This is a genomic window from Providencia sp. PROV061, from assembly GCF_011045655.1.
In the GTDB taxonomy this organism is placed as follows: Bacteria; Pseudomonadota; Gammaproteobacteria; order Enterobacterales; family Enterobacteriaceae; genus Providencia; species Providencia hangzhouensis.
Window position 1 is genome coordinate 2905081 of record NZ_CP042861.1, and the last position, 25863, is coordinate 2930943.

Annotated in this window: 21 protein-coding genes; 9 read left to right on the forward strand and 12 right to left on the reverse strand. The window is 40.4% G+C overall.

Translation table 11 applies throughout. From position 1 onward, the window contains the following. The first annotated feature begins 7 nt into the window (after positions 1 to 7). From citF to FVA72_RS13280, 5 genes are all read left to right on the forward strand, one after another. Positions 8 to 1534: a citrate lyase subunit alpha gene (gene citF, locus FVA72_RS13260; protein WP_096865105.1), complete on the forward strand. Its 1527-nt coding sequence runs from the start codon at positions 8 to 10 to the stop codon at positions 1532 to 1534. Between the two features lie 2 nt (positions 1535 to 1536). Then, complete coding sequence (citX, locus tag FVA72_RS13265; protein ID WP_110591571.1) at positions 1537 to 2076, forward strand: citrate lyase holo-[acyl-carrier protein] synthase; 540 nt, start codon at positions 1537 to 1539, stop codon at positions 2074 to 2076. Continuing rightward, on the forward strand, positions 2063 to 2944 hold the full coding sequence (gene citG / locus FVA72_RS13270; protein ID WP_110591570.1) for a triphosphoribosyl-dephospho-CoA synthase CitG: 882 nt from the start codon (positions 2063 to 2065) through the stop codon (positions 2942 to 2944). Before citX ends, citG begins: the two co-directional genes overlap by 14 nt. 257 nt (positions 2945 to 3201) lie before the next feature. Next, entirely contained in the window at positions 3202 to 4635 is a 1434-nt protein-coding gene (locus FVA72_RS13275) for an anion permease (protein WP_094961208.1), read from the forward strand. Positions 4636 to 5156: 521 nt separating this feature from the next. After that, complete coding sequence (locus FVA72_RS13280; protein WP_110591569.1) at positions 5157 to 6209, forward strand: 4-oxalomesaconate tautomerase; 1053 nt, start codon at positions 5157 to 5159, stop codon at positions 6207 to 6209. Positions 6210 to 6255: 46 nt separating this feature from the next. Here FVA72_RS13280 and FVA72_RS13285 read toward each other — a convergent pair whose 3' ends face one another. The 4 genes from FVA72_RS13285 to FVA72_RS13300 form a co-directional block, all read right to left on the reverse strand. Further along, complete coding sequence (locus tag FVA72_RS13285; RefSeq protein ID WP_110591568.1) at positions 6256 to 7395, reverse strand: AAA family ATPase; 1140 nt, start codon at positions 7393 to 7395, stop codon at positions 6256 to 6258. Then, positions 7392 to 8102, reverse strand: coding sequence for an RNA ligase family protein (locus FVA72_RS13290; protein WP_110592578.1), 711 nt, complete (start codon positions 8100 to 8102; stop codon positions 7392 to 7394). Before FVA72_RS13290 ends, FVA72_RS13285 begins: the two co-directional genes overlap by 4 nt. A 226-nt stretch (positions 8103 to 8328) precedes the next feature. Then, a complete protein-coding gene (locus tag FVA72_RS13295) occupies positions 8329 to 9183 on the reverse strand; it encodes a VanW family protein (RefSeq protein ID WP_004255480.1) in 855 nt (284 codons plus the stop codon). 217 nt (positions 9184 to 9400) lie between these two features. Continuing rightward, positions 9401 to 10717, reverse strand: a complete 1317-nt coding sequence (locus tag FVA72_RS13300; RefSeq protein WP_036957833.1) for a CitMHS family transporter — start codon at positions 10715 to 10717, stop codon at positions 9401 to 9403. A 542-nt stretch (positions 10718 to 11259) separates the two neighbouring features. On the opposite strand from FVA72_RS13300, the gene FVA72_RS13305 reads away from it, so the two are divergent. Then, positions 11260 to 12351, forward strand: a complete 1092-nt coding sequence (locus tag FVA72_RS13305; RefSeq protein ID WP_004255488.1) for an NADH:flavin oxidoreductase/NADH oxidase — start codon at positions 11260 to 11262, stop codon at positions 12349 to 12351. Positions 12352 to 12409: 58 nt separating this feature from the next. Here FVA72_RS13305 and FVA72_RS13310 read toward each other — a convergent pair whose 3' ends face one another. The 3 genes from FVA72_RS13310 to FVA72_RS13320 form a co-directional block, all read right to left on the reverse strand. After that, a complete protein-coding gene (locus FVA72_RS13310) occupies positions 12410 to 12730 on the reverse strand; it encodes a hypothetical protein (RefSeq protein ID WP_004255491.1) in 321 nt (106 codons plus the stop codon). 230 nt (positions 12731 to 12960) lie between these two features. After that, positions 12961 to 13833, reverse strand: a complete 873-nt coding sequence (locus tag FVA72_RS13315; protein WP_036957835.1) for a DMT family transporter — start codon at positions 13831 to 13833, stop codon at positions 12961 to 12963. 625 nt (positions 13834 to 14458) lie between these two features. Then, positions 14459 to 15931 (reverse strand): anion permease, encoded by a 1473-nt coding sequence (locus FVA72_RS13320; protein ID WP_036957836.1) that lies wholly within the window; start codon positions 15929 to 15931, stop codon positions 14459 to 14461. Positions 15932 to 16567: 636 nt separating this feature from the next. On the opposite strand from FVA72_RS13320, the gene cutA reads away from it, so the two are divergent. Continuing rightward, the gene (gene cutA, locus FVA72_RS13325; protein WP_094961204.1) at positions 16568 to 16915 is read left to right on the forward strand and encodes a divalent-cation tolerance protein CutA; all 348 of its coding nucleotides are present in this window, start codon (positions 16568 to 16570) and stop codon (positions 16913 to 16915) included. A 334-nt stretch (positions 16916 to 17249) separates the two neighbouring features. Here the strand turns inward: cutA and betA are convergent, their stop codons facing one another. The 3 genes from betA to betI are packed head-to-tail and all read right to left on the reverse strand — an operon-like array spanning position 17250 to position 21072. After that, positions 17250 to 18929 (reverse strand): choline dehydrogenase, encoded by a 1680-nt coding sequence (gene betA / locus FVA72_RS13330; protein ID WP_096865099.1) that lies wholly within the window; start codon positions 18927 to 18929, stop codon positions 17250 to 17252. 39 nt (positions 18930 to 18968) lie between these two features. Then, positions 18969 to 20447 carry a betaine-aldehyde dehydrogenase gene (gene betB / locus FVA72_RS13335; protein ID WP_110591567.1) on the reverse strand — a complete coding sequence of 493 codons (1479 nt, stop codon included), beginning with the start codon at positions 20445 to 20447 and terminating at the stop codon, positions 18969 to 18971. Between the two features lie 22 nt (positions 20448 to 20469). Further along, positions 20470 to 21072 (reverse strand): transcriptional regulator BetI, encoded by a 603-nt coding sequence (betI, locus tag FVA72_RS13340; protein WP_094961277.1) that lies wholly within the window; start codon positions 21070 to 21072, stop codon positions 20470 to 20472. A gap of 209 nt (positions 21073 to 21281) precedes the next feature. Here betI and FVA72_RS13345 point away from each other — a divergent pair, with 209 nt between their 5' ends. After that, a complete protein-coding gene (locus tag FVA72_RS13345; RefSeq protein ID WP_004255510.1) occupies positions 21282 to 23324 on the forward strand; it encodes a choline transporter in 2043 nt (680 codons plus the stop codon). 52 nt (positions 23325 to 23376) lie between these two features. Here FVA72_RS13345 and FVA72_RS13350 read toward each other — a convergent pair whose 3' ends face one another. Then, positions 23377 to 23736: a hypothetical protein gene (locus FVA72_RS13350; RefSeq protein WP_164455762.1), complete on the reverse strand. Its 360-nt coding sequence runs from the start codon at positions 23734 to 23736 to the stop codon at positions 23377 to 23379. 176 nt (positions 23737 to 23912) lie between these two features. After that, positions 23913 to 24695, reverse strand: a complete 783-nt coding sequence (gene kdgR, locus FVA72_RS13355; RefSeq protein WP_004255519.1) for a DNA-binding transcriptional regulator KdgR — start codon at positions 24693 to 24695, stop codon at positions 23913 to 23915. Positions 24696 to 24897: 202 nt separating this feature from the next. Between kdgR and FVA72_RS13360 the strand changes: the two genes are divergently transcribed. Further along, complete coding sequence (locus FVA72_RS13360; RefSeq protein WP_110591566.1) at positions 24898 to 25857, forward strand: sugar kinase; 960 nt, start codon at positions 24898 to 24900, stop codon at positions 25855 to 25857. The last annotated feature ends 6 nt before the right edge of the window (positions 25858 to 25863 follow it).

Genomic DNA, 25863 nt, shown 5'->3' on the forward strand with positions numbered 1-25863 from the left:
AATAAAAATGACAAATAATACTCAGCGCCAGGCTCGCGTATCAGCCTACTTACAACCAAATACTGACGATGTACTACGTGAATTTAAAGATATTGGTAAAGTACAACAGCAGGTACAAAAGCCGAGAAATCGCAAATTGTGTGATGACTTGCAAGTCGCTATTCGCCGTTCTGGTCTTAAAGACGGTATGACCATTTCTTTCCATCACGCCTTTCGTGGTGGAGACCTTACGGTCAATATGGTGATGCAAGTCATTGCAGAGATGGGCTTTCGCAACTTAACACTTGCATCCAGTTCATTAAGTGCTTGCCATTCACCACTTGTTGAACATATTCGTCATGGGGTTATTCGTAAAATTTATACCTCTGGTATCCGAGGCCCGCTCGCTGAAGCCATTTCACGTGGTGAGTTAGAAGAACCCGTACAAATCCATTCACATGGTGGAAGAGCCAATCTAATTCATAGCGGTGAACTAGTTATTGATGTGGCATTTATTGGCGTGCCATCATGTGATGAATACGGTAATGCAAACGGATATACCGGAACGGCCTGCTGTGGCTCTTTAGGTTATGCCAAAATTGACGCTGAAACTGCGAAAAAAGTGGTGATGTTAACGGAAGAGATACTCGATTACCCCCATAACCCATCCAGTATTAAACAAGATGAAGTCGATTATATCGTCAAAGTTAAACGCGTGGGTGATGCGGATAAAATCGGGGCAGATGCAACTCGTATGACATCGAACCCTCGTGAACTTCTGATTGCGCGTACCGCAGCGGATGTTATCGAAAAATCCGGTTATTTCAAAGATGGTTTCTCATTACAAACCGGTACTGGTGGCGCCTCTTTGGCCGTTACTCGCTTCCTTGAAGATAAAATGAGACGCCATAACATTCAAGCTGGTTTCGCACTTGGCGGTATTACCTCAACTATCGTTGATTTACATGAAAAAGGGTTAATTCGCAAATTATTAGATGTTCAAAGCTTTGATAAAGCGGCAGCTGAATCACTTGCTCGCAACCCGAATCATATTGAAATCAGTGCTAACCAATATGCCTGTTTTGATTCGAAAGGTGCTTCCGTTGATATGCTTGATGTCGTCGTACTCAGTGCGTTAGAAATCGATACACGCTTTAATGTCAATGTGTTAACAGGGTCTGACGGTGTTATTCGTGGTGCATCTGGAGGTCATAGTGATACTGCTGTAGCCTCAAAACTGTCAATTATTGTTGCTCCGCTTGTCCGAGGACGTATTCCAACGTTAGTGGATGAAGTTCTCACTTGTGTTACACCAGGTTCCAGTGTCGATATTCTTGTCACTGACCATGGTATTACGGTTAACCCTGCACGCCCTGAATTAAAACAGCAACTTGAAAGCCAAGGTATTAAAACCGTTTCAATGAGCTGGTTAAGAGAGCGAGCACAATTATTAACCGGTACTCCTAACCCAATTGAATTTACAGATAAAGCTGTTGCGGTTGTCCGTTATCGTGATGGTTCAATCATTGATGTTGTTCATCAAGTGAAGGAGTAAATATGTTTTACCCACTGCCTGATACTCAAGAGCAATTTGAAATTTCTTTACCTGAACTGTTGGATAGCCGTGATGCCCGTCAGGCTCGCCAACAAGCATGGATTGGTCTCCATCAGGTAACCTTGATTTCATTTACTGTCGTTTTTCCTGGAGCTGTCAAAGACAATTCTCTTGTTAGACATGTGTTTAATCAGGGCTTAAATGCGCTTGAACAAATTGCTTCATGCGGGCAGTGGGTGTTTTTATCACAACAATCTTGGGCATTCAAAACGGGGCCGGAATGCTTGGTCGCCGTTGATGGTGATGCTATCGAGATAAAAAAAGCGTTAATTCACCTAGAAGGATCGTCTGCTGTTGGTCGGTTATGGGATTTTGATGTGTTTGATGCGAATGGACAGCAATATTCGCGATCTCAATTAAATTTTCCACCAAGACGATGCTTAATTTGTGAAAATGAAGCAAAAGTTTGTGCTCGTCAACGGACACATTCATTGGTTGAGATACTTGATCGTATCGAGGAGTTAGCAAATGCAACCTATTAAACAACTCAGCCATATCAATGAAAAATTAACTCGCTATTACAGCCAATTAGCATGGCAAGCGATGTTGGCCGAAGTGAATTTAACCCCTAAGCCCGGGTTAGTTGATAAACACAATACCGGTGCCCATAAAGATATGGCACTGACTGACTTTCATTTAAGTGCCAATGCCATCGCGACACATTTTCCACGATTTTTACAGGCAGGCGCTCAATATAAAAATTGCCCTATAGCGCAGCTATTACCTTACATTCGCCCTATTGGTATGGATTGCGAAAGGTCGATGTTCCGTGCAACAAAAGGCGTTAATACCCATAAAGGCAGTATTTTTTCCTTAGGTTTAGTCTTAACCGCAATAGGCCGTTTGATTGCACAACAACAATGTGTCTCACCGGAAAATGTCAGCTTATTGGTTGCTAGTATGTGTAAGGGAATTACCAATGAACTTAAACAAAAAACCGAAAAACCCACCGCAGGCCAGCGTTTATATCAGAGCCATGGGCTAACCGGTGCAAGAGGTGAAGCCGAAGGCGGTTACTCGTTAGTAATCAAACATTCACTTCCTTATTATTTACAGCAACTCGCTAAAGGCAAACTAGCCGATATTGCCCTACTTGATACCTTGATTCTATTAATGAGCCTGAATGACGATACGAATATTGTCAACCGTGGGGGTGTCAACGGCTTAGCATGGGTAAAACAACGGGCGGAACAGTTATTAATTGCTGGTATCAATACCTGTGATGACTTAGTTAAAGTTAAACATTTTGATAATGAATGTATTCAGCTAAATGTGAGCCCAGGGGGAAGTGCAGACTTATTAATTCTAACTTGGTTCTTTGCGCGATTACCCAATCATTCTTTTATTTAACATTAAGTGATTTTTTAATACTAATAAAATAGGAATAATTTAAAAAATAAAACAATTTAACCAAATAAAAACCAATTAACTATTTAACTAAATTATATACCTTAGGGTGAATTACTAATGAAGAATTAAAATCATTTTATTCACTCAAGATACAGCCATATTTAAAATATCGTCACTTTAACAAATTCCTAATATTAAAGTTCATTCAATTTAATATTAAATAAATTTAATATTGATTTAATCAAGGAAATTGGCTTATGCAAAAAGAAAAAATATGGAAGCTATTCGTGTTAATAGCCATTCCAATTATTATTGCTTTAATACCAACACCAGCGGGTCTACCACATATTGCGTGGTTGCTATTCGGTCTTTATCTTGCCGCCATTGTTGGGCTGGTACTTAAACCATATTCAGAGCCTGTTATTTTATTAGCCACGATTGCTGCAAGTGCGGTAATTATTGGGGTAACGGGTACTAAAGATGTCAAAGCAAGCGAAGTTTTAAGCGGATATGCATCCGGTACGACATGGCTTGTATTTGCTGCATTTACTCTGAGTGCTGCCTTTGTTATTACTGGTTTAGGTAAACGCCTTTCTTATATTTTGATTGGTAAATTAGGCGGTACAACATTAGGGCTTGGTTATGTAACCGCAATCCTTGATTTAATTATCGCTCCTGCGACGCCATCGAATACAGCACGTGCTGGGGGAATTGTTTTCCCAATTATCAATAGTGTGGCCGTTGCTTTAGGGTCTGATCCAGAAAAAAGCCCACGTAAAGCAGGTCACTACCTCCTCGTCAACGTGTATATGGTGACCAAAACCACCAGCTATATGTTCTTGACAGCAATGGCGCCGAATGCACTCGCCCTTGCCATGATGAGTGACATTATGGGCATCCATTTAAGTTGGGGCGGATGGGCACTTGCCGCCTCTGTACCGGGTTTAATCATGCTGATTTTGACGCCGTTAATGATCTACAAACTGTATCCGCCTGAGTTGAAAAAGGTGAATAACAAAGAGATCGCAGCCAAAGGCCTTGAAGATTTAGGTCCAATGACTATGCGTGAAAAATTGCTGGGGATTGTCTTTGTTATCGCGCTGTGCGGCTGGATTTTCTCTGACCTTATCGGTGTTAGCGCGTCTAGCGTCGCGATTGCGGTCATGGCATTAACCCTGATCCTCGGTGTTGTAACTTGGGATGACGTACTGAAGAATAAAGGCGGCTGGAATACCCTGATTTGGTACGGTGGTATTATCAGTATGTCAGGCGTACTCACAAAAGCAGGCTTCTTCAAGTGGCTCGCAGATACCATGAGCCAATACCTTTCTTTCGGTGACCAAGCGATGCTGGCCTTCTTTGTCATCATGTTCATCAGTGTTGCCATTCGCTACTTATTCGCCTCTGGTGGTGCCTACGTTGCAGCCATGGTGCCGGTATTTGCCACTGTAGGTATGGTTGCAGGGGCTCCTCCGATGTTGCTCGCTCTGGGCTTACTGTTCTCGAATGCTTATGGCGGAAGCGTAACGCACTATGGCGGTGCAGCAGCACCTATCGTATTCGGTGCAGGTTATAACGATATCCGTTCTTGGTGGATCATCGGCGGGTTAGTTGCCTTCATTAGTTTATTTGTTCACATGACTATCGGTTTAGGTTGGTGGGAAATTTTAATTAGTACTGGATTAATTTAATTCTTCGTCAATAAACCGACACGACGGGCACAATCATGATTGTGCCCTATTTAACAACAAAATTATTAATTTCTCGCTGTTCCAGAGTTATTTGCAGTCTTGGCGCTATAACGTGAACTTTATTGGAGCAACCTTAATTCAGACTTAAGTTTACCCTAATAATATGAGTTAGGTTTACCGTAATAATACTTGACGGGTTTAACCTAATCAAATTCATAGGGTTACCTAATAATATTAAGTCAGTTTACCCTAAATAGTTCGCGTTGTAGCAAGGCGGCAAAACGAAGGCATCCCGAGGAGCATACATCAGTATGTGACTTGGGGGGCTGACTGCAGCCAACACAGCTACAGCGTCATACTTAACAGGTATTCCTAGATATATCTAGCGGGTTTACCCTAAATAGTTCGCGTTGTAGCAAGGCGGCAAAACGAAGGCATCCCAAGGAGCATACATCAGTATGTGACTTGGGGGGCTGACTGCAGCCAACACAGCTACAGCGTGAAATATGACGGGTAAACAGATGAAAAAAATTCCTTGTACACTAATGCGTGGCGGCACCTCGAAAGGCGTATTCCTTTTAGCGGACTCTCTCCCTAAAGACACTCAACAACGGGATGAACTGATCCTTGCTATTATGGGTTCTGGTCATGCTTTGCAAATTGATGGTATTGGTGGGGGTAGCCCACAAACCAGCAAAGTCGCTATTATTAGCTCTTCAACTCATCCTGATGCTGATATTGATTATTTATTCGTTCAGGTTTCTATTACTGAACGTATTGTTGATACCGCACCAAATTGCGGAAATATTCTTTGTGCCGTGGGTTCTTTTGCGATTGAAAAGGGGTTAGTTCCTATTACTGGTAAAACAACCACTGTCAGGATCCGTAATGTCAATACGAACACTTTCGTCAACTCTACGGTGCAAACGCCTGATGGCCATGTGGATTATGATGGTGATACCGAAATTGCTAGTGTACCCGGCCATGCCGCGCCTGTTGCCCTGACATTTTTAAATGCGTGTGGAACAAAAACAGGAAAATTGCTTCCTACTGGTCATGCTATTGATACCATTGAAGGCATTGATGTCAGTTGTATTGATATGGCAATGCCTGTGGTATTAATTGATGCTCCTCAGCTCAATAAAACTGGTTATGAAACTGCGGAGCAACTTGAATCCGATACCGAATTTATGCAAAAGCTGGAAACTATTCGTATAAAAGCCGGGGCAGCGATGGGACTTGGTGATGTGAGCAAAAAAGTTATTCCTAAACCCATATTGATTTCACCCGCCATTCACGGTGGAACCATTAATGTCCGCTATTTTATGCCACATAAATGCCATGGCGCTCTTGCCGTGACTGGTGCTATTGCCATTGCCACAAGTACTATTGTTCCTAATAGTATTACCCAGCAATATGTTCACTCTGTTGATATGAAAAACATTGCTATTGAGCATTTAAGTGGCAAATTTGACGTGTCGTTAAACCAACAAGGCAACTCACCGGAAGAGCTTCAAGCTTCAATTATTCGAACTGCAAGAAAACTCTTTGAAGGCGATGTCTACGTTCCTTAAAACTAATATCTTGGCCTGCCTCTTATCTAGAGGCAGGTGATTAATTTTATTTTTCTGCAAATAACGGTTCAAAATTACCATCAATATAATAGGAAACTTGATGTGCCTCATCTGGCGTTGGCAACTCCAACTTCCCTGCCATTTTTTCCATAACTTGCTCCGGCACTGCATACTTACGTTGTTGATTTTGTTGCCGCCACTGTTTAAATGGCACTTCCAAGTAAACTAAATGGATTTTGGCTTGATAACGTTCAAATAAGCTGATCATGGTTCCCCGTAAAGAGGCACTTAATGATGTTGCATTCCAAATAAAATGTGTTTTAGTGCGTAACAATCGTTTTGCTTGCTCTTTAGCTTGCTGAGCTACCCACCCTTGTGCATTTTTATCTGCAGGGTTGATTTTATGTTCTCGGCGAATATCATCTAAACACACGACTGCCGTTTGTGGGTAAAACTGTTTGATAAAATGGTCTTTTCCCATCCCCGGCAAACCACATAGCATAATCACTTCGCTCCCTATCTCTTCAAAAGGTTGGTAATCCGTAGTGCCTTTTTGATGATGAAAATAATGGAAGCGCCCAGCTGGTGAAGCGAATGATTTAGGTTTGTCCCAACAGCCCTGCTCACGACAAAATAATTCAAATAGCTCGATTCTAACTAATAATTCCGCTTTATCTTCGCATGTACGCCCTATCGCATCGGCTTTCGCTAACATGCACAATAAAGGCATTTCAACGCGCAATGATGCCGCAAATAATGTACGTTCAGGATCTGGCTTTTCCATTAACCAAAGCGGTAGACCATGAAATCGAACTAAAGCCGCAATCTGTTCACGAATAGCAAAAGGTGTTTCTATTTGTCGAAATAATATATTTCGTACAGATAACTCACCTTTTTTAGCATGTCCAGGCGAATGAATCCGCCCCTCTTCATCTTCTTTTGTCGTACTACGTTTTTCAACATCATGCAGCAACGCTGCCGCCCAAACGATTTGTTGTTTAAGTTCTGGAAGCTGTTGATATTCAGGTAAATCTTCCAAAGCCGCTAACACCATTTGAGTGTGAATGGCCACATTACCTTCCGCATGGTGCAAACGGTCTTGCGGCACATATTGCATATCACGCACAAAATCGAACTGTTTTTCAAGTTGCGCCCAATCACGACATTGGGTTAATTGCCAACTCATGGTTGTTCTCCTTGTAATTCAAAGGCCAGCTTGGCTCTCTGCCAATGCCGTTTCCAGTGGATATCTGTTTTGACATGGTTTTTACGCACATATTTAAAAACATGCGCCATAAAATCATCCACATGAAACCCTTGGCTATCACGGCTCACAATCCCTTCCATGCTACAGGCTTTCCCTGTATGTGTATCACGCGCAATGAATTGACTATCTAATGATGCCGCAGTAATTAATGAACTTGCATACTCTTGCTTATCCATCTGTTTACTGAGTGATAAATCTAATTGTGGGACAGTTGGAAAATCAAATAAAGCCGCATAAAATTGCACCTCTTCCCAACTAAGCCAATACTCCCCTTGCCTAACAGCAAACACATAGAAATAATCTTCAATATGTTGATATTCAATGGAATGTATTGCATAAAGGTTTTCGCCGAAGAGTTCGATATCCCCTAAATCATCTTTAATCAGCTGCCAACGTTGGCGAATTTGCTGGCTCCATGCCGATTGGGTTGGGGCACCATGAGAGCGTGCAAAAACTCCATAGCGGTTTAAGCAATTATTTTCACCATCCAGTTTTTCTGTGTGAACCAGTTTGTTTATATTTTGGATGTGCGACCACCAATCGCTATTGATGCGATCATCACTAGTCGTACCAGGGGAGAACGGATAGTGATACGTTCTACCATACTTTCTTGATTGCATATTCATCATGCTTTCTCTAAAGAAATAGAAATAACCACAAATCTTTTGTTAGATTTGCGTCTTTAATTGTTGAGAAATCAAGAGTAGGTATTACATATCTATTCCGAGTAACGGCCTCATTTTTACTTGGCTAATAGTTAAAATTAGCGAAATTGAAGGAAAACAGTTGAATTTTAGTCTAATTGTCAAGAAAAAGGCTATCAATTTATTCCTAATCTCATTACTAACGCAACTATTCAACTGTTATACAATTTTCATCTAGGGAATATTTCACTACCACTTTATTACGATACAAACAATTATCCTGCAGAGTGATAGGTTCTTGTCCTTTGGTTGTTACTTTTTGCCAAATTTCATTATGACGGTATATAACTTCATTCTCTCGGGTAAATTTATGGTTTTTCTCATAAATATGGTATTTGTGTTCACGAGGAGTGCAGCTCAATAACTCCCCTTCGAGTTGATGTTCTGCAATATTAAATACCAACTGAAAAGCACTTTGTGTCGGATTATAAAAAACCAAATCGATATAATTATAAAAAATTGCCGCCCCAGAACCAAAAGGCAATACCCGCCCTTCATCTGGAAATGGATCAAAACTATGATTAGCACGCTCAACCACTTGTAATGGAGAATGCAATACCATCCAATGAATTAAATTACTCAGTTGGCAGATTCCCCCGCCAATCCCTGAACGAGCCTCACCAAACGAAAGTTCCATACCTTCAAGAAAACCTCTGCGCGCAGTTGGTTTTCCAACGAGCCGACAAAATGAGAAGTATTCCCCTGGGTAGATGATGACTCCATTCATCGCTTCTGCAGCAATACGTAAGTTTGTCACTTTGTTGTATTGTAAACGTAGGTCTGACTCACCTAATTTACGGATCAGCTTAGATGTGTGCTTGTTGTAGCGATACTCAAGACGTTCATTGGATTTTAATTTCGCATAATATTTGGCGGAAAATGCCCAATGCAATCGTCGAGCTAAACGTTTTTGGGTGACACGCAGCCAATAGAGAATAGGATGATAAGAAGAAAGCGGCCTACGCATAACAAACCTTATTGATATCATTAACCAATAAATCATGTCATAGCCCTTCGCTTTACGACATAGTAACTATCTGATAAACCCAATAATTGATAAAAGAAAATAATCCAGCACGCAAAATAAAAACCATTTGTTCTAAATATTTCATGTCACAGCTAGGCGGCAAAAAAGTAAATCCCTAGGCGCATACACAAGTATGTGACTAGGGTTTACTTTTGAAGCCAACAACGCTGTGGCGTTAAAGCCAACGAGTAAATTAATACAAGCCGATTAGCGCCCCAGTCGCTAATAAAAAGAAACTGAACAACCAAATCCAACCAAACGAATAACGTAAGTGGCGGCCCATATCAATTCCAGCCAACCCCATAGCTAGCCACGCCGCTGGAGAAAAAGGACTCACGAAGGTCCCTGCGTTGTTACCTATCGCCATGGCGTAAACAACGGAAGATGGATCAACACCAACTGTGGCGGCAATTTGTTGAATTATTGGTAGTAAGGCAAAATAGTAAGCATCGGTACTGGTAAAAATATCCATCGGCACACCTAAAATACCGACAAAAATATGGACTTTAGAAACCCATTCGGTTGGCAAGATAGCCGTTAAGTCTGTTGCGATTGACTCAAGCATGCCACCTTCCGATAAAATACCCAAAAATGCTCCCGCCGCTAATATAATAGCAACCATTCCCAACGCTTGTGGTGCATGGGCGGCCAAAATTTTCATTTGGTCTCTAGGATTAGGGAAATTCACCATCAAGGCAATGGAAAGTGCAATCATAAAAACATAAGGTGCAGATAATAAACCAAATGCTAAACACACAACGGAGGCAACAATTAACCCACCATTGATGAGTGGTTTTTTAGGTTTTTGAACCGTTTCTGTTATATCTGCAGTGTCGTCACTGACAGGTAACAAAGAATCCATTTCATATGGCGTAGTTCCTTTCAAACTGGCCGCTGCAATACGTCGTTTCTCACGTAACCCCATCAGAATAGCAAATACCACTGCGCCACCCATACCAATTAGTTGTACTGGGATCAAATGTTGCCAAAGGGTCGAAGCATCAATTCCGGTTACAGCTGAAGCTCGGCCTAATGGCCCGCCCCAAGGTACCATATTCATGACACCCATACTGGCGCACATCAGTAGCAACATTAAATAGGGGCTCATACCAAGTTGACGGTATAAAGGTAACAATGCAGGAATAATAATTAAGAATGTCGCAGCACCTGACCCATCGAGATGGACAATACCCGCAATTAACGTTGTCATAATACAAACAACAATAATATTCCCACGAGTCATTTTAACCATTAAACGGATCAACGGGTCAAAAATATGCAGGTCTTTCATTAAGCTAAAGAATAAAATCGCAAATAAAAACATAGCTGCGACTTTTGAGACTTTATTAATGCCGCTTTCAAAGAATACTGAAATTTCAGCAACAGAATAACCGGCAAATAAAGCACCAATAAAAGGAATACAAGACATTGCGATAATTGGGCTAACTTTTCCCATCATCAATAATGTTACTATCGATATAATGATTAAAATACCAATAATTGTCAGCACATCAATTTCCTTCTTAGAATTATATTTTTCAGGTGAACACAAAGCTTAGGATTAGCTAGTATCAGCTTAATAAGCTTGTTTCTTATATAAACCATTTAATATAACCGCAAGGAATATTTTATATTTTTGCCTCACAAACAATGCATTAACGCTTATTTAAATTATCATTTAAAATAAAAAAATAGTTTTATTCACTATTAGAACCATTAAAACCATAAGCAGATATTAACGCCATTTTATATTGGTGATTATTAATTTTATTTATAAGTTACAGAATTATAACAATCAAAAAATAATAGCTATTATTATATTTTATTTTTTATCTCATTTTTTTATATTTTTTCCCTCTTTTTGCATCATATTGCTAGGGAAATATACTTTTTATGGTATTGATCAAATCTGCAAAAATTTACTTGATTTTCCTTCAATAATTCGCTGTAAAACAAATTTTCCCCCTTAATACCACACCATCTCACAAAAAATTTTTAGCTAACTGGGTATAATATTAAAATAATTTAAGTTTGCTAATAAGGAAAGTTCCAATGAGCCACCTTTTTTCACCTGCATCAATCGGCCAAGTTTCGCTGAAAAATCGTATTATTGTTCCCCCAATGTGCCAATATTCTGCAGAAAATGGTATGCCAACAGCATGGCATAAAGCCCACTATATGAACCTTGCTTTATCAGGTGCCTCTTTAGTTATTGTAGAAGCCAGTGCTGTTGTTCCTGAAGGTCGTATTACCTACAAAGACCTAGGCTTATGGAATGAAGAGCAAATGACAGCAATGCAACAAATGCTCAGCGATATCCGGCAATATTCAGATGCACGCTTAGGAGTACAAATCGCTCACGCTGGTAGGAAAGCATCAACAGATTTACCTTGGTTAGGAGGTAATAGTATTCAGTCCACACAACCTAATGGCTGGCAGACTGTAGCACCATCAGCACTGGCTTTTGGTAATAATGCAATTCCACATGCATTAACTATTGAAGAAATTTCGCAGCTCAAACAGCAATTTATTGAGGCAGCAATTCGGGCAGAAAAAGCAGGTTTTGACGTTATTGAGATCCATGCTGCTCATGGATATATACTGCATGAATTCCTATCGCCAGTTTCAAACTTACGACAAGATGAATATGGTGGATGCTTTAAGAATCGTACTCGCTTACTGATTAATATTTTCCATGAGATGAGAGAAGCCATTAGCCCTAATGTTGCAATTGGTGTACGGATCTCCGCAACAGATTGGCTTGAATCGGGTTGGAGCGTACCTGAATCAATTGAGCTAACAGAATTATTAGAAGATTTAGGTTGTGACTATATCCACGTCTCATCTGGCGGGTTATCAACTGAACAACAGATACCATTGAGCCCAAATTACCAAGTCCCTTTAGCACAAGCTATTCATGAGAATACTATGATGCCTGTCATTGCTGTCGGTCTTATCACTGAACCTTTACAAGCAGAAGCCATTGTGGCAACTCACCAAGCAGATTTTGTGGCAATCGGTAGAGGTATATTATTTGAACCACGCTGGCCTTGGCGAGCAGCAAGTGAATTGAATGAACAAATAGACGTTGCACCGCAATATCTACGCAGCGCCCCACACCAATTCAAACACTTATTTAAGTAAAAATAATAAATTCGCAGCTATTGTTGCTTGATAATCAATAGCTGCGAGTAATAAATAATTAACGTGCGTTAGTCGAGCACTGTTGAACGAATTCAATCATGGTTTTTTGGAATTCAGGCTCTGCGGTACCTGATTTTTCTAATTCCGCATCCATACGTTTAAACTCAGCTAAACCATATTTTTCAATTGTTTTATCGTAGGCACAACCACAAATTGCGGTAACTGCTTTTGCTGTTTCACCTTGAGGATTACCAGATGCAACGACACAAGTATTAACAAAGTTGTCTTTGTATTCAGCAATTTCTGATTTTTCATCAGAACATGCAGACAACACAACCATTGCTCCTGCCATACCTAATATTAATGCTAATTTTTTCATTTTATGCCCGTTTCCTATTCAGCTTTAACTGAGGTGATAATATTAAACCGCTATTATTCCTAGTTCACGCTATTTTGGATATATCGTTTATGTTTTCAATACCATTAATCTTAATATGCTAAATAAGAGGTTCTTATTAAGATTAACATCCCTATCACTGACTATGCATATTAATCATAGCTGTTTTCTTATAAAAAATCTGTATTGACCCATTGTTTATTATGTGTATTTTACCTTGGTAATGAATTAGAACAACGCCATCGGTAATAGAATAATGCCGATAAAATTAGCACACAACCAACAATTTGGACAAAAGGCATTCTTTCATTGTACCAAATAGCCGCTACAAATACGGTCATAACAGGTTCAAGGATCATAATAATTGCAGCATTGCCGGCAGTGGTATTTTTTTGACCAATAAGTTGCAATACAAAGCGTAAACTCGTTGCTATTACAACACTAGCAATAAACCACATCATGGTAGGTACGGTGATGCTACTTGGCCACTCTTCTAAAAAAAATGACAAAACTAACCCAGTCATTCCTGTACAAGCAAGCTGAATGGTCGTTAATGGCAAAAGAGGGATTGTTCGAGTATATAAACTGGTATAACAAAAATAGATAGCTTGAACAATTGCCGCACCAAGAAACCACAGTTGGCTTGCTTTAAACTCAAGCTGTGCCTTAAATAGTGTTAAACATGCCAACCCTAATACAGCGACCGGAAGTGCCTCCCAGAAATAACGAACTGGTTTATTTTTTAAAATAACCCATGCGACTAGCGGGACAAACAACATAGCAAGGCTCATGATAAAAGCCCCTTCACCAATTGAATCTGTTATCGCAACTGCGTGGATCCAGAGCACCATATTTAATGACATCCAACCGCCTGTCATTAATATTTTTGGTAATTGCTTCGCCGTTATTCTATTTTTTTTCCCTCGACAAAAAGGGGCTAAAATGATGGCTGCAAATAAAAAACGGCTACCAAGAAAGGCAAAAATAGGCATTCCCTGCACTGATTCTCGGGAAAATACCCACCCCCAAGCCGCGATTATCGTGGTAAGCACCAAGAAAAATTCTGCCTTTCTTTGTGAATACATGTGTTCCTCTGGATAAATTAACTGACTCGCAGATACATCATACTGGCTTTTGTATGTAAACCAATCACATTTATGGCCTTTCTCTCCGACTTCCCTAAATAAAAAATATCTCGCCAAAGAACGATAAATATGACCTTAAATTAAGAGCCATTTCCTCTTAATAAAGATAATTTTACTTCTTGGCTGCTTTTTTCTTATTAACTAGACTAAGTCTGATTTTAAACGCGATAAATGGGGAAGTTTGCATAGAATCTCATCAATTTATCTTCTTACATAGCCTGAGATAATCAAGGGCAGACAAACAATGCACAACTTGATGAAAGGTTATATCATGGTTATTCAAAAAACATTACTGATAGATAATGATAAAATCAAAAAAATTAAGACTGCGATCAATAAGAGAAAATATGCACATGCCGATGAAATAAGTTTGTTATGGCAGCACGCTTTAAAATCATCGTCAGTCTTCAGTTGGGGAAAAGTGATGCTAATTTCTATCATTAGTGGTCTTGTTATCACAATAGCCACTTATTTGTAGGATGAGCTTTTAAAAAGAAGAAATCGAGCCTATCGCCCGATTTCTATTAACTTTCTTTGATATAGCTAAAATAGCTAATTCAACTAATTACCAGTAACCTAAGAATTTCCACCAAACGCTACCAATAAAGAACCAAATGGCTAAGTTAACCACACTCATCACAAAACCTGTTTTCCACCATTCCGCAAGGGTTGCATAACCCGAACCAAAAATAATAGGTGCAGTACCCGTACCATAGTGTGTCAATGACATCATTAGTGATGATGAGAATGCTAATGTTAGAGCTAATAACATTGGTGGAGCACCAAGGGCTAAACCTGCCGAGAAAAATGCTGCATACATCGCCGTAATATGCGCAGTTGTACTCGCAAAGAAATAGTGAGAATACACATAAATTAAAACAAGAATTAGCATTCCCCATACCCAGCTAATGCCTAATCCATCAATAGTTGCACCGACGGTTAATGACATCCACTTTATGAGACCGAGCTTACCTAAAAAACTCGCCATCATGACTAAGGCAGAGAACCAAACGACAGTATCCCAAGCCCCTTTGTTTTTCAGAACGTCATCCCAATTAATAACCCCTGTCGCTAATAGAACACTCAGCCCAATAAACGCCGCGGTGGTTGCATTAACACTATATGCAGGCCCAAAAATCATGGCAGGTACACCAGCCCACAACAAAAGTAACAACCCAAAAACACCGAGAGTTATTTTTTCAGGTAATGAAACTGGGCCTAATTGTTGTAAACGTTCTTTGGCAAAATTTGGCGCATCCGGTGTTGAAGTAATTTCCGGCTTATACATCAAATAGATCACCAAAGGCATTAATATTAATGACACGATGGCAGGAACAAACGCCGCAATCGCCCACATACCCCAAGTTAATTCATTTTCTTGGCTTGTTTCACTAATAATCAAACTGACAATTAATGGGTTTGGCGCTGTCGCCGTAATAAACATTGCAGAAGTGATTGGGTTAATATTGTAGTTAACGAGCGATAAATAACGCCCTATCTTACCTGCGGTTCCATCTTCAGCCTTTGACCCAAAACTATCCGAGATCGAACGCATAATTGGGTGAATAATTCCCCCACCTCGAGCCGTGTTACTTGGTGTCACAGGAGCCAATATTGTTTCTGCTATTGCCAATGAATAAGCAATACCCAATGTTTTTTTACCGAATAAAGAAATGACATAATAACCTATCCTTGCCCCCAAGCCTGTTTTATTAAGGCTCATGGAAACCATGATAGAAATACCAATTAGCCAAATTAGATCATTAGAAAAGCCACTTAAAGCATCCGCAATTGCCCCTTTAGTTGATTCAGGGTTAGTGACTCCGGTTACTGCAACTAATGAAATAGCGACAATAGATACACCTCCTATTGGTAAAGCTTTACCAATAATAGCAGCGATAGTACCTACAAATAATGCTAAAAGATGCCACGCATTTGGATTAACACCTTCGGGAACAGGAATTAAGAACCAAATAATTAATGTTATTGCAACTGCGATTAGAGTTGGTACAGGTTTTAAAGGTGTTAGTTTATTCATAAGGTTATCCATACACGTATAAAGATGGAAATACAGAGTAATTTCAGTTATATATTCTAATTTTATCTTTAGATTAACAATATATAGCTCAAAAACCTTGATATTTATCAGTACGTGAATTCTTTTATGATAAATTTTAAGCCAGTTTGTAACGATGTGTAATATATTATTTCAGATATCAATCGTTCCATATTTCTTGCACAAAAAGATAAGCCTACACTTACATTAATAAGAGTAAGAATAAAACTGGGATTATTATTTGCTCTGTTACTAGGTTAACAGCACACAATCACATTTGTCACATAATCAAATTTGGTTAGTAATATACTAAAATTTCAATTTTTTTTATAGTTCATCCTCAATTTATGATTGCTGAATCGAATTAATAAAATAAAACCAAGAAATATTCAAAATTATATTGAATATATAAAAAATTATAACAATGACAATATTGATTAAAAAACACGCATATTACTATTAAATTAATACCTCTGCTTAATTAACATTAGTTATTATCTTATCTGATAATTTAAAAAAACACTTATAGTGATTATGCTCTGTTCTCAATACCATTTTTATCTCTAATCTAAATGTGAGTAATCAAACTTATCAAAATATGACTAATAAGGAAACGAAATGCCCACTGATAACATTTACATCACAAACTCTCAACAACCATGTATTGTATTATGTACAACCAATAGCCATGAAAGTGCAATTAAAATTACCCAACACTTACTCGCTAATCGCTTAGCAGCATGTGTTTCCCTACTGCCTGAAATAACATCTGTTTATCTATGGCATGGTAATATCACGCAAGATAAGGAGGTTTTACTCTTGATCAAAACGACCCAAGGAAACCAACTTAATCTATTTAATGCAATAAAAGAAATACACCCATATGAAACCCCAGAACTCATTCGCTTAGACCCAAGCCAAGTTGAAGACAATTATCTGCAATGGCTGATTAACTCTGTCAAATAATAGGTATTAATCTGAATTTAATAACTATAGCGTTATAAATTGTGAGCTAATATCATTTTTGTATAAATTAATTCAACTGGTCGGCTATGGTTTACCGTAAATTAGTGCTATATAAATAAGCTCGCTTTATATTTATTTTCCCTCCTTAATATTTGGAGGTTTTTTTTGTCTAAAATTGACTAGCGTATATTCCTTCAACCTGCTAAAAGTCCGATTTATTCGCCCCTTTGGCATTACATGGTTAGACAGCTATTATTATTATCGGCATTCTCCTTAAAAAAAGCGACTGATATTAATATCAATCGCTTTGTGTATAAAAAATAGCCTGAATAAGCTAGTCTCGTAATGGCGGGTTTCTCACTTGCCTATCACCTGCTACATAATAATCTGCATTGCTTGTGGGTAACGAAGGACGGTTTCGAATTTTATCGGCAATTTTCTCTGCAATCATGATGGTCGTTGCATTTAAATTCCCTGTAATGATCAACGGCATAATCGATGCATCGATAACCCGTAGATTTTCAATACCGTGAACTCGCCCTGCACCATCCACGACTGCCATATCATCGTAACCCATTTTACAGGTTCCACACGGATGAAAAGCGGTTTCTGCTCTCTCGCGCACAAATGCATCTAGCTCTTCATCAGTGCTAATCTGTTTGCCAGGGCTTATTTCATCCCCACGATATGGGTCAAGTGCTGGCTGAGCCATAATTTCACGAGTAATACGAATGGCGGCACGAAACTCTTCCCAATCTTGCTCCGATGACATGTAATTAAACAAAATACTTGGATGTTGCTTTGGGTCTAGGGATTTCAAGCGAACACGCCCTCGACTAGGCGATCGCATTGAGCCTACATGGGCTTGAAAACCATGCTGATTGACTGCATTACTACCATTATAGTTAATCGCCACAGGCAAAAAGTGGAATTGAATATTTGGCCATGCGAATTTTTCGCTAGTGCGGATAAACCCACCTGCTTCAAATTGATTACTTGCGCCAACTCCAGTCCCTTTAAATAGCCACTCAGCACCTATTTTAGGTTGGTTTATCCATTTTAAGGCTGGATATAATGAAACTGGTTGTTTGCATTCATATTGCAAATACATTTCAAGGTGATCTTGCAAGTTTTGCCCAACACCAGGTAAAACGTGCACAGCTGGAATATTGAACTCAGCCAAAACATCCTCAGGCCCAACTCCAGAACGCTGCAAAATTTGCGGTGAGGCGATCGCACCTGCACATAAAAGCACCTCTTTACTCGCCTTCACTACCGTAGGTGTAGTGCTATTACCTTGATAATATTTAACACCAACCGCTTTTTTCCCTTCAAACTCAATGGTATCTGTCGTGGCATGGGTAAGAATAGTCAGGTTATTACGCTTTTTCGCTTGGTCTAAATACCCTCTTGCTGTACTTGCTCGTCGCCCTTGCGGTGTAACTGTACGGTCCATTGGGCCAAAACCCTCTTGTTGAACCCCATTTAAATCATCTGTTTGCGGGTACCCTGCTTGTACGCCTGCTTCCACCATCGCATGAAATAGCACATTATTGCCATTTTTCGGTGTTGTCACACTGACGGGGCCATCTCCGCCGTGATAATCATTTGGGCCAATATCACGTGTTTCCGCTTTTCTAAAATAAGGTAAACAATCAAGGTAACGCCAGTCTTCTAACCCAGGCGCTTCCGCCCAACCATCAAAGTCTAGAGCATTCCCTCGGATGTAACACATCCCATTAATTAATGATGAGCCACCAAGCCCCTTTCCACGACCACACTCCATACGGCGGTGGTTCATATGCGGTTCAGGGTCAGTTTCATAAGCCCAATTATAACGTCGCCCTTGTAATGGGTACGCTAATGCCGCTGGCATTTGTGTGCGAAAGTCGAACCGGTAATCCGGTCCTCCTGCTTCAAGGAGCAGCACAGTAACATCAGGATCTTCTGTCAGGCGGGTAGCAAGAACGTTACCGGCTGAACCAGCACCGATAATAATATAGTCATAGACCATTGTTATCTCCTCTGTTTCAGTCAAATTAAAATGATGTGATTAAAAAACGGATGCAAATTCCCCCAGTTCCACTTGAATGGATTTCACTTGTGTATAATTTTGCAGTGTCATAACGCCATTTTCGCGGCCAACGCCGGAATGCTTATATCCGCCCACAGGCATTTGTGCTGGTGATTCACCCCATGTATTAATCCAACAAATCCCAGCCTCTAATTGATGAATAACACGGTGTGCACGTGTTAAATCTTTTGTCACTAACCCTGCAGCTAACCCATACACACTATTGTTCGCACGAGCAATCACTTCGTCTTCCGATTGATAACTCAAAATACTCATAACAGGGCCAAAAATTTCTTCCTGCGTGATTTGCATTTCATCGTGGCAATCAGTAAATACCGTTGGTGCAACATAAGCCCCCTGTGCAAAATCGCCATCCATCAAGCGTTCACCTCCGCACAATAATTTCGCACCTTGCTGTTTGCCTAACGCAATATAACGCAACACGTTTTCCATATGAGCAAAACTGACTAATGGCCCAAAGTTGGTGTTTTCGTCAACGGGTGAACCTATTTTAATGCGAGCCACACGTTCAGTGATCTTATCCTCAAACTGTGATTTAAGCGATTCAGGCACAAAAACCCGTGTTCCATTGGTACACACTTGGCCTGAACTATAAAAATTCGCCATCATGGCAATATCCGCAGCTTTATCTAAGTCTGCATCATCAAAAATAATTAGAGGCGATTTACCGCCTAGCTCCATCGTCACCTCTTTTAAAGAAGAAGCTGATGCATTCGCCATCACTTTTTTACCGGTTGCGATCCCCCCTGTGAATGAAACTTTGGCAATATCAGGGTGCTCCGTTAACCATTGCCCCACTTCACCGCCTTGGCCTGTCACTACGTTAAATACCCCTGCTGGCACGCCCGCTTCAGTGTATATTTCAGCCAACTTTAACGCTGTTAACGAAGTGACTTCACTGGGTTTGAACACCATGGCATTACCTGCTGCTAGTGCAGGAGCTGATTTCCATAACGCAATTTGGATAGGATAATTCCATGCCCCAATGCCTGCCACGACTCCCAGAGGTTCACGACGAGTATAAGCAAACGAGCTATCACGCAAAGGGATTTGCTGCCCCTCCAGCATCGGAATTAAACCTGCATAGTATTCAAGAACATCCGCCCCTGTAACGATATCCACATAACGAGTTTCAGAAAGCGGTTTGCCCGTATCAAGGGTTTCGAGGTAAGCCAATTCGTCGTTACGTTCCCGTAAAATATCCACTGCACGGCGTAAAATACGTGAGCGTTCCATCGCAGTCATAGCCGCCCAGACTTTCTGGCCTTGTTTGGCGCTTTCTACCGCCCATTGGATATCTTCAAGGGTCGCAGATTGCAGATCCGCGATAGTTTCCCCATTGGCAGGGTTGATTGCAGGAAATCGCCCGCATTCAGGTTGTGAACTGTCGACATAACCACCATGAATATAAAGCTTATGTATCGGTGGATGTTGCATATTATCTCCTCTGAATTGGTTATTAGGTTCCTAAAACCTCAGCACGTTGTAGTTGCATATCGATGTATTCGTTAGTGATTTTGAGTGCATCCTTAACAGGAAATTGTTCATTACTCAAAGCACTACGTAGCCATAGGCCATCAATTAAAGCAGCCAGCCCCTTTGCTGCCATCCGCGCATCTGCCTTGTTTAATACCCGCCCAAACTCATAGCTTAAGTTTGAATACAAACGCCGGTCATTAACCTGTTGTAAGCGGTTTAAATTCGGTTGATGCATACTGCTAGCCCAAAAGGCTAGCCACGTTTTCATCGCGGCCTCACTGGTTTGCGTTGGATCGAAGTTGCCTTCAACAATCGCCTGAATTCGTAGTTTTGCCTCCGCCCCTGTTAACATGCGTAAACGCATTGCCACCGCAAAACCCAACTGGTATTGAATATGGCGCATAGTGGCTTCAAGCAAGCCATTTTTATCACGAAAATAATGGCTGATGATCCCTGTAGAAACCCCGGCTTTACGGGCAATTAACACAAAACTGGCTTCCTGCATTCCAACTTCATTAATCACAGCCAATGTGGCTTGAATTAACTGTTGTTTACGTATCGACTGCATTCCTATCTTCGGCATGGTATTTGAACCTAAAAAATACATTGATCCCTTTTATTAAACGTTTTTTTGATTGAATGTTCAATCAATATTAACTATTGTTTACAACAATTCATTCACAATCAATATAAGAGAGAAGATAACAAAAACCAAATCTTGGCTAATAAATCAATAGATTAGCTTAGAAAGTAATTTTAACCTGTTAAATAAATAAAAATGTGGAATGTCCAATGACAACTCAAAATAGCCCAAAAAATAAGCAGAAGGATAAATTGAATTCTGTGGTTTTTTTTACTTCCGCCGGTCTTATTCTGGCGTTTTCTTTTTTCACCATCTTGATGACTGAAACAGCAAATCAGTGGATCGTTGCCGCGCTTGGGTGGGTATCTAAAACCTTTGGTTGGTATTACCTGCTAGCAGCAACGCTTTATATTGTTTTTGTCATTTTCGTTGCTACCTCACGCTTTGGTAATATCAAACTCGGCCCTGAACAATCTAAACCTGAATTTAGCGTGCTCAGCTGGTCTGCGATGCTATTCGCGGCAGGAATTGGTATCGATTTAATGTTTTTCTCCGTCGCTGAGCCGGTCACCCAATATATGCTGCCGCCAACGGGCGAAGGCGAAACCTTAGAAGCAGCTCGTCAGGCGATGGTGTGGACACTGTTCCACTATGGCCTAACGGGCTGGTCTATGTATGCCTTAATGGGGATTGCACTGGGTTACTTCAGTTATCGTTATAACTTACCGCTAACCATTCGCTCCGCACTCTATCCTATTTTTGGTAAACGGATTGACGGCCCAATTGGCCATACAGTAGATATTGCGGCAGTACTAGGGACGATTTTCGGTATTGCAACAACTCTTGGGATCGGGGTTGTTCAGCTGAATTATGGCCTCAAAGTATTATTCGACTTACCTCAAGGGCTCCCCGTGCAAAGTGGGTTAATTCTGCTATCAGTGATTATGGCCGTGATTTCTGCCACATCTGGGGTAAATAAAGGTATTCGGGTGTTATCCGAGCTCAATGTGCTTTTGGCATTTGGCTTGATTTTATTTATCTTATTTGTCGGCGATACCGAGTTCTTACTCAATGCCTTAGTACTGAATGTGGGGGATTATATCAACCGCTTTATGGGTATGACCCTCAATAGCTTTGCCTTTGACCGCCCAACGGATTGGATGAATAGCTGGACGCTGTTTTTCTGGGCGTGGTGGGTAGCATGGTCGCCATTTGTTGGGTTATTCCTCGCTCGTATTTCTCGTGGGCGGACTATTAGACAGTTCGTGATCGGTACTTTAATTATTCCGTTTGTTTTCACACTATTGTGGTTATCTATTTTTGGTAATAGTGCATTGTATGAAATCATTCACGGCAATAGCGAACTTGCCAAAACCGTCCTCGACGCCCCCGAAAAAGGCTTCTATTCACTACTTGAGCTTTACCCCGGCTTTGGCCTAACCGCTTCCGTCGCCACAATAACTGGGCTGTTGTTCTATGTCACCTCTGCTGACTCCGGCTCATTGGTATTAGGTAATTTCACCTCAAAACTCAGTGATATTAACAACGATGCTCCTAATTGGTTGCGAATTTTTTGGTCTGTCGCAATTGGTTTACTCACCTTAGGGATGTTAATGACAGATGGCGTCGCTGCTTTACAAAATACAACGGTGATCATGGGCTTACCATTTAGTTTTGTGATCTTCTTTATTATGGCAGGGCTATATAAATCATTAAAAGTTGAGGACTTTAGACGCGTTAGTTCGCTAAATACCAATGCGCCAGCTCCGCTGTATGGCAATGGAACACTCAATTGGAAACAGCGTTTGGGACGAGTGATGAATTTCCCGGGAACGACTTATACCCAGCGGATGCTTGATTTGGTGTGCATTCCTGCTATGCAAGAAGTGGCAAAAGAGCTCAGTTTAAGGGGAGCGAAAGTGGAATTTAACACCTTGCCACCCATTGCTGATGAGCGCTTAGACCATTTAGAGCTAACTGTTGACCTTGGTGAAGAACAAAGCTTTATTTACCAAGTGTGGCCACAGCGCTATTCCGTTCCCGGTTTTACCTATCGCGCACGTTCAGGGAAATCCCATTATTACCGCTTAGAAACCTTCTTATGGGAAGGCTCACAAGGGAATGATTTAATGGATTACACCAAAGAACAAGTGATTAGCGACATTCTAGACCAATATGAAAAACATATGAATTTCATTCATTTAAGCCGTGAAGCTCCCGGTGCAACCTTAACATTCCCTGAATCTGTCTAGCTTGAACTCTAAGGGAGCGATGCTCCCTTAGAGTCAACAAATGAACAACTTATCAATAAGGGCGGCCCGCTTGCTCTAACATTTTTTTCATTTGCTGGCGATCATTCATCCAAGCCATTGAATTAGGGCACCCTGCTCCCGTCGGGTTAACATCACACACATTAAAATGTTTTGAAAACGCATTTTCATCTGCATTTCGCTGCTCTAACAAAGCTTGATAACTTTGTTCTTCTTGTGGAAGTTTCTTTTTGGGATCAAAGACAAACTTTTGTTGTGTCTGTAATTTTTTAATTCCTTGGTAGTCTTGATTAAACTCGCGATCAGCGGGTGACTTTTCTTTAAATGTAAAGTCGCTGGCAAAGCCATAAGAAGTAAAACAAAGAAAAATAGCAATAATAACCTTTTTAAACATATCAATTTCCTGCTGTATCCATAAGTAAATATTATATGTCAGCAGAAACACATGGTGTTGAATAATAATAAGTGAAATTTATAAAATCCTTAATATTCAAATAAATAATTTACATATGTTATTAAATCAATTGATTGATACATCATTGAAATTGGCTTAGTCTTATTATATCAACCCTATGATGGATATTGGTGATAGCCCATTTTCTCTGAAATATTACGCCCCGCCGTTTTCAGTAATTGGACATAGTCATCAATACGCTGCTCATCAAAACGAATCGTTGGGAACGAAATCGATAGCCCTGCAACCACATGACCTAAGCGGTCATACACTGGTACAGCAATACAGCGCAGGCCTAACTCTTGCTCTTCTCTGTCTTGTGCATAATGGCATTCACGAACTGTGGCTAATTCCGCCAGCAGGTCTTCTATCGTTAAAATTGTTGTTGCCGTTTTTTGACTAAAAGTTTCATCTTTCAATGCCAAACGAATGGATTCTTCATCTTGCCAAGCGAGTAAAATCTTACCGATTGCGGTGCAATACAATGGGTTACGACGCCCAACCCGTGAATACATGCGTAAATTATAACTCGAGTCGATTTTATGGATATAAATAATGGCATCTTCATCTAATGCACCCAAATGCACCGCTTCATGGGTTAATTGGCCAATACGGCGCATTTCTTTATCTGCAATTTCTATCAGGTCAACATACTCGAGGGATTTTGCCCCTAATTCGAAGAGTTTTAAGGTCAGAGAATACTTATCTGCTTCACCTTCTTGATCCACATATCCTAACTGTTTCATCGTTTGCAGAAAACGAAATGTCGTGGCTTTTGACATCAATAAACGCTGTGAAAGCTCAGACACACCAATCTCTTTTTGCTCACCAAGGGCGCTAAGAATGCTAAATACCTTAACCACTGCTGAAACAGCATCCGTTTGAGTCGTTTTATCCATTATTTTCCCATCATCCTATAAATTGATATCGACATTACACCCTAACTAATAGCATAAGTGGCTATCATGATAAAAACAAGAACGTCGATTCTATATTTTTAAAACGGCGTTTCATTTTTATTGAAGTTCTATTTAAAATGGGTTTTAATAGCATCATTAAGTAGCAATAGTTTACTAAGTCGTAATCGCGCAGGTGGTGAAAATGAATACACATCCGCAAGTTGCCGTTATTGGTGAATGCATGGTTGAGTTGCAAAAATCGGGTGAACTTTATAGACAAACATTTGGTGGGGATACACTCAATACCGCGCTATACCTGTCTCGTTTAACTAAAGATCACGGTGTGACAACCCGTTACATCACCGGTTTAGGTCAGGATCCATTCAGCCAGCAAATGCTAAGCAGTTGGCAACAAGAAGGCATCAATACTGAAGAGGTCTTTATTTCGGACAAACATTTGCCTGGGATGTATTTAATCGAAACTTCTGCTGATGGCGAACGCCGCTTTTTCTATTGGCGAGATAATGCCGCAGCAAAATTTTGGCTTGATGCCGTTTGTCTTGACCACAACAGCAAAGCCCACACACAGCAAATCCTAAATTCACAACAATTTATCTATTTAAGTGGCATCAGCCTAGCCATTTTACCTAGCGCTTCACGCCAGTTGTTATTTGAAATGTTACAGCAAGCTAAACAGCATGGTGCCCAAATTGTGTTTGATAATAACTATCGCCCCGCACTTTGGTCTTCCAAACAAGCTGCACAACAGGCTTATCAGCAAATTTTAAGCCTAACCGATATCGCTTTTCTGACCTTTGATGACGAACAACTGCTCTACGGTGATATTGATGAAACTGATGCAATTACACGTACCCAACAATATGGTGTGAACGAAATAGTGATCAAGCGCGGTGCTGATGCCTGCTTTGTGATTATCGATAACGAACGTATTGAAGTCCCTGCGAATAAAATCAACCACGTGGTTGATACCACTGCGGCAGGGGATTCTTTCAGTGCCGGCTACCTTGCTTGCCGTATTTTAGGTGGCAACCCATGCGAAGCGGCAAAAACAGGTCATTTACTGGCTGGAACCGTCATCCAACACCGGGGAGCGATTATTCCATCCGAAGCCATGCCAACCACTGCTTTAGAAACATGTTAAGAGGCT

Excerpts from the sequence above, each read along its gene's own strand:
- citF (WP_096865105.1), top strand. The coding sequence starts at position 8 with ATGACAAATAATACTCAGCGCCAGGCTCGCGTATCAGCCTACTTACAA.
- citX (WP_110591571.1), top strand. The coding sequence starts at position 1,537 with ATGTTTTACCCACTGCCTGATACTCAAGAGCAATTTGAAATTTCTTTA.
- citG (WP_110591570.1), top strand. The coding sequence starts at position 2,063 with ATGCAACCTATTAAACAACTCAGCCATATCAATGAAAAATTAACTCGC.
- FVA72_RS13275 (WP_094961208.1), top strand. The coding sequence starts at position 3,202 with ATGCAAAAAGAAAAAATATGGAAGCTATTCGTGTTAATAGCCATTCCA.
- FVA72_RS13280 (WP_110591569.1), top strand. The coding sequence starts at position 5,157 with ATGAAAAAAATTCCTTGTACACTAATGCGTGGCGGCACCTCGAAAGGC.
- FVA72_RS13285 (WP_110591568.1), bottom strand. The coding sequence starts at position 7,395 with ATGAGTTGGCAATTAACCCAATGTCGTGATTGGGCGCAACTTGAAAAA.
- FVA72_RS13290 (WP_110592578.1), bottom strand. The coding sequence starts at position 8,102 with ATGAATATGCAATCAAGAAAGTATGGTAGAACGTATCACTATCCGTTC.
- FVA72_RS13295 (WP_004255480.1), bottom strand. The coding sequence starts at position 9,183 with ATGATTTATTGGTTAATGATATCAATAAGGTTTGTTATGCGTAGGCCG.
- FVA72_RS13305 (WP_004255488.1), top strand. The coding sequence starts at position 11,260 with ATGAGCCACCTTTTTTCACCTGCATCAATCGGCCAAGTTTCGCTGAAA.
- FVA72_RS13310 (WP_004255491.1), bottom strand. The coding sequence starts at position 12,730 with ATGAAAAAATTAGCATTAATATTAGGTATGGCAGGAGCAATGGTTGTG.
- FVA72_RS13315 (WP_036957835.1), bottom strand. The coding sequence starts at position 13,833 with ATGTATTCACAAAGAAAGGCAGAATTTTTCTTGGTGCTTACCACGATA.
- FVA72_RS13320 (WP_036957836.1), bottom strand. The coding sequence starts at position 15,931 with ATGAATAAACTAACACCTTTAAAACCTGTACCAACTCTAATCGCAGTT.
- cutA (WP_094961204.1), top strand. The coding sequence starts at position 16,568 with ATGCCCACTGATAACATTTACATCACAAACTCTCAACAACCATGTATT.
- betA (WP_096865099.1), bottom strand. The coding sequence starts at position 18,929 with ATGGTCTATGACTATATTATTATCGGTGCTGGTTCAGCCGGTAACGTT.
- betB (WP_110591567.1), bottom strand. The coding sequence starts at position 20,447 with ATGCAACATCCACCGATACATAAGCTTTATATTCATGGTGGTTATGTC.
- betI (WP_094961277.1), bottom strand. The coding sequence starts at position 21,072 with ATGCCGAAGATAGGAATGCAGTCGATACGTAAACAACAGTTAATTCAA.
- FVA72_RS13345 (WP_004255510.1), top strand. The coding sequence starts at position 21,282 with ATGACAACTCAAAATAGCCCAAAAAATAAGCAGAAGGATAAATTGAAT.
- FVA72_RS13350 (WP_164455762.1), bottom strand. The coding sequence starts at position 23,736 with ATGTTTAAAAAGGTTATTATTGCTATTTTTCTTTGTTTTACTTCTTAT.
- kdgR (WP_004255519.1), bottom strand. The coding sequence starts at position 24,695 with ATGGATAAAACGACTCAAACGGATGCTGTTTCAGCAGTGGTTAAGGTA.
- FVA72_RS13360 (WP_110591566.1), top strand. The coding sequence starts at position 24,898 with ATGAATACACATCCGCAAGTTGCCGTTATTGGTGAATGCATGGTTGAG.